The organism is Nitrosomonas sp. GH22, assembly GCF_009833115.1.
Lineage (GTDB): Bacteria > Pseudomonadota > Gammaproteobacteria > Burkholderiales > Nitrosomonadaceae > Nitrosomonas > Nitrosomonas eutropha.
The window spans coordinates 1-4,439 of the sequence record NZ_QRCA01000062.1 but is presented as its reverse complement, the minus strand read 5'-3'; the positions used below and the strand labels follow the sequence as shown (position 1 = coordinate 4,439).

At 54.4% G+C, this 4,439-nt stretch carries 5 protein-coding genes; 4 read left to right on the top strand and 1 reads right to left on the bottom strand.

From position 1 onward, the window contains the following. Positions 1-313 (bottom strand): transposase (locus ABF86_RS12155; RefSeq protein ID WP_160803648.1); only part of this gene is annotated, 313 nt, incomplete at its 3' end. A gap of 75 nt (positions 314-388) precedes the next feature. On the opposite strand from ABF86_RS12155, the gene ABF86_RS12150 reads away from it, so the two are divergent. The 4 genes from ABF86_RS12150 to ABF86_RS12135 form a co-directional block, all read left to right on the top strand. Continuing rightward, complete coding sequence (locus ABF86_RS12150; RefSeq protein ID WP_083341471.1) at positions 389-2,086, top strand: serine hydrolase; 1,698 nt, start codon at positions 389-391, stop codon at positions 2,084-2,086. A 4-nt stretch (positions 2,087-2,090) separates the two neighbouring features. Continuing rightward, positions 2,091-2,867, top strand: a complete 777-nt coding sequence (locus ABF86_RS12145) for a 7 alpha-hydroxysteroid dehydrogenase (RefSeq protein ID WP_011634147.1) — start codon at positions 2,091-2,093, stop codon at positions 2,865-2,867. Positions 2,868-2,981: 114 nt separating this feature from the next. Next, a complete protein-coding gene (locus ABF86_RS12140) occupies positions 2,982-3,959 on the top strand; it encodes a zinc-binding dehydrogenase (protein WP_074685697.1) in 978 nt (325 codons plus the stop codon). A gap of 198 nt (positions 3,960-4,157) precedes the next feature. Continuing rightward, positions 4,158-4,439, top strand: a 282-nt coding sequence (locus tag ABF86_RS12135; RefSeq protein ID WP_160803647.1) for a transposase, incomplete at its 3' end; no start/stop codon positions are given.

The following is a 4,439-nucleotide window of genomic DNA, read 5'->3' as shown; positions in this document are numbered from 1 at the left end:
GAGATGTGTATAAGAGACAGGTGCTCACCCGCATTACCCGACATAAAGCAGTAACAGGGTAATGTGGTTGCTGGAACCGGATGAAGGTATATTTCACTTCATCTCTTTCGCAAAGAAGGCGCTCGCCTTCATCCAGGCGAGTACCATTTGCCACTTGTTCCTGCTCTCGTTTCCAGCGCCGTACCTGCGTTGGGTTGATATTAACCACCTCAGCTGCCTGGGATACGGTGTAACCTTGCTGCGTAACCAGTGCCACCGTTTCCTGCTTGAACTCAGATGAATATTTGCGTCGCGTTTCTTTAATAGCTGTCATAAACTACCTCCCTTTGCTGTTTTACAGGCTTAACAAAGTGTCCGGAAGTATTAGACCAGAACAATATCAATTTAAATGAGAACATATCAAACGATTTGGTGCTACGCTGCATTTTCACTGGTGCTGCTGAACGCGCCTCTGGCTGCACGCGCTGCCGAAACTGCACCCGCAAGTACTCGGCAAATCGCCGCTGACAACGCACTGGCCGGAACTGAATGGGAATTGACTGCGCCCGCTTACACCAGTTTGGAAAAGCGCCCAGTCTTGAAGTTCACCGACACGCGGTTAAACGCCTCAGTCGGGCTGAACTCTATCTTCGGCGGTTACGCGCTCAAAGGCAACACCATCAGCCTTCAACCGTTGGGTTCAACGCGCATGGCCGGTCCTGAATCGTTGATGAATGCGGAAGACCGTTACGGCAAAGCGTTGGGAAGCGTACGCAGCTTTGAACTTTCCGCCGACCGGCAGCAGCTCACGCTGCGCGGCGAGCAAACTCTGGTGTTTCGCATGACTTCCACTTCACCACAACCGCAGCAGTTTCTTTCGGCGCGCGACAGCGACCCCATCAAAATGGGCTGGATGCAGGGCTTTCCGCCTCCGCCCGACAAGCGGTTGAACTTCGCCGACGGCTCGTTCTTCCAATTCCCCGCGCTGCGCTGGAGCGTGGTGCATATGCGCGAGTTCATGCCGACCGTCAACGTTTCGCGCGGACTGCGAGTACTCGCGCCGTTGCCGCGTCGCCTCGATTCTCACATTGATTCGATTCGTTTTCGCCCCCTGAATGGTGCGCCGGAAATGACGTGGGAAGAATCGCTGTGGCACAACTACACCGACGGCATTTTGGTGTTGCATCGCGGTCGCATCGTCTATGAAAAGTACTTTGGCGCGCTTGCGCCCGACAAGCAGCACGCCGCGATGTCGGTGACGAAATCGCTCACCGGCACGCTGGGCGCGGTCTTGGTCGCCGAAGGCAAGCTGGACGAAAACAAGACGGTGGCCGCTTACATTCCCGAACTGAAAGATTCTGCCTTTGGAGATGCGACGGTGCGACAGGTGCTGGACATGACGACTGCGCTGCAATTCAGCGAAGAGTACGCCAACCCCAAAGCCGAAATCTGGAAGTACTCCGGCGCGGGCAATGTCCTTCCCAAGCCCAAAGATTACCAAGGCCCGGTCGGTTATTACGCCGCGCTGCAAACGATTCAAAAAGCGGGCGCGCACGGCGAAGCCTTCGGCTACAAAACGCCCAACGCCGACGCTCTGGGCTGGCTCGTCGCGCGGGCGAGCGGCCAATCGGTGGATGAACTGCTGGCCGAGCGCGTATGGAGCAAAATCGGCATGGAGCAGGACGCCTACTATTCGGTAGACGCGCTGGGCGTTCCGTTTGCCGGCGGCGGCTTCAACGCCGGTCTGCGCGACATGGCGCGCTTTGGCGAGTTGGTTCGCAACAAAGGTCGCTGGAAAGGGCAACAGATTCTGCCCGCTCAAGCGATGGAAGAAATCGCGCGCGGCGGCAGCCGAGAAGCGTTCGCGCGCGGCGACCATCCCGAACTCAAAGGCTGGTCGTATCGGGATATGTGGTGGCACACCGGAAACGCTAATGGCGCTTTCGCAGCGCGCGGCGTGCATGGTCAAACCATTTACATCGACCCCAAAGCCGAAATGGTGATTGTGCGTTTCGCTTCGCATCCCATCGCCGCCAACAGCGCCAACGACGCGACTTCGCTGCCCGCCTACGAAGCCGTCGCGCGCCATTTGATGAAAGGAAAATAACCTTATGCAACCGACACCACTGTTCGATTTGAGCGGCAAAGTCGCCATCGTGACCGGCGGCGGCAACGGCATCGGCAAAGCCTGCGCGCGGATGCTGGCCGATTACGGAGCCGCCGTCGTCATCGCCGACTTGAAAACCGAAGACGCCCAAAAAGCCGCCGATGAAATTACTTCCAATGGCGGCCAGGCGTTGGCTATCGAATGCAACGTGCTGCGCGACGAAGATTTGGTGCGTTTAGTGGAGCGAACGGTTTCCGAGTGCGGCGGTATTCACATCTTGGTCAACAACGCCGGAGGCGGCGGCGCGGGGCGAGAAAGCCCCGACCAAATCAGCGTCGAGCAGTTCGCCAAAGTGTTTCAACTGAACCTTTTCAGCGCGTGGCGACTGGCGCAGCTGTGCGCGCCGCACATGAAGCAGGCCGGTTACGGCTCGATTATCACCATGTCGTCCATGAGTTCGATCAACAAAAGTCCGGCGATTAGCGCCTACGCTTCATCCAAAGCCGCCATCAATCACATGACGGCCAACCTTGCCTTCGACTACGGCGCGGATGAAATTCGCGTCAATGCCGTTGGGCCGGGCGCGGTCAGGACTGGGGCTTTGGCTTCAGTTCTCACGCCCGAAATCGAGGAGCGAATGCTGGCGCACACGCCACTCAAGCGATTGGGCGAACCCGAAGACATCGCCGGAGCCGTGCTTTATTTTGCCGCTCCGGTCTCGCGGTGGGTGAGCGGTCAGGTGCTGTTCGTCAACGGCGGCGGCGTGCAAACCCTGGATTGAACGCGCGTTGTGGGTCGTGCATAAATCAGGCAATGGCATTGGTATGTGCGGACGTGACTCGAAAGATCACGTTTGGACCAGAACAGCTATAACAGGTATTTAAGGAGAGGTTCTATGCGAGCATCGATTTATCATCAATTTGGTGAACCTTCCAAGGTGCTGAATGAAGAAGAAGTAGTGCTTCCATCGCCAGGCGTGAATCAGGTCAGAGTCAAAACAATTTTATCGCCTATCCATAACCACGACCTATGGACAGTCCGTGGTACCTATGGCCACAAGCCAAACTTGCCAGCCATTGGTGGTAGCGAGGCCTTGGGGATCATCGATGCAGTCGGTGATGGGGTCAAAGAGCTCACACTGGGCCAGCGTGTTGTGGGGTCACCCATTATGGGGGTATGGGCTGAATATTTCTTGGCCCCAGCAGAGATACTAACGATTGTTCCCGATACCATCAGTGATGAGGTGGGTGCGCAGCTTGCTTCTATGCCATTTAGTGCGCTGTTATTACTTGAATTTTTGAATGCGGAAGCAGGGCAATGGATCATTCAAAATGCGGCAGGTGGAGCGATTGGCAAAACAGTATCGATCCTTGCAAGAGAGCAGGGTGTGAACACCATCAGTCTCGTTCGTAACAGTGAAACTGAAAAAGAGTTGACGGCTCAGGGTATTGAACATGTCGTTTCGACCGCCAACCAAGACTGGCAACAAAGTGTTAATGAGCTGACAGCTGGAGCTTCAATCAGTTATGCCATTGATTCTGTTGGAGGCGCTGCAACTGCAGCGCTGACTGCATTATTAGGAGAAAATGGCCTGCTGGTTTCCTTTGGGTCTATGTCAGGGGAGCCGATGCATATTCCCGCTGCAGACATTGCTTTCAAGCAGATTACGGTCAAAGGCTTTTGGCAGAAGAAGATTAATCAGTCCATGGCCGTGGAAAAAAGGAAGTCAATGATGGAGAAACTGATCTGCTTGGCAGAAACAGGAAAACTGAAGTTGCCAGTGGATGTGATTTACCCGATGAATGATGTAAAAAATGCGGCAACAGCAAGCCTACAATCATCGCGCAAGGGTAAAGTACTGCTTCGCCCATAATTAATCCTCACGAGTCAAGAGCGGTTATTCCACACATTTAGGTGTAATTGGACGGAAACCTGCTGATGCCTAACAATTCATTCAAGCCGACTCCGCTTCGCAGCGCGGCTTAATTCAGGCGTTAGGTGCCACAGGTATTCTGGTCTAATACTTCCGGACACTTTGTTAAGCCTGTAAAACAGCAAAGGGAGGTAGTTTATGACAGCTATTAAAGAAACGCGACGCAAATATTCATCTGAGTTCAAGCAGGAAACGGTGGCACTGGTTACGCAGCAAGGTTACACCGTATCCCAGGCAGCTGAGGTGGTTAATATCAATCCAACGCAGGTACGGCGCTGGAAACGAGAGCAGGAACAAGTGGCAAATGGTACTCGCCTGGATGAAGGCGAGCGCCTTCTTTGCGAAAGAGATGAAGTGAAATATACCTTCATCCGGTTCCAGCAACCACATTACCCTGTTACTGCTTTATGTCGGGTAATG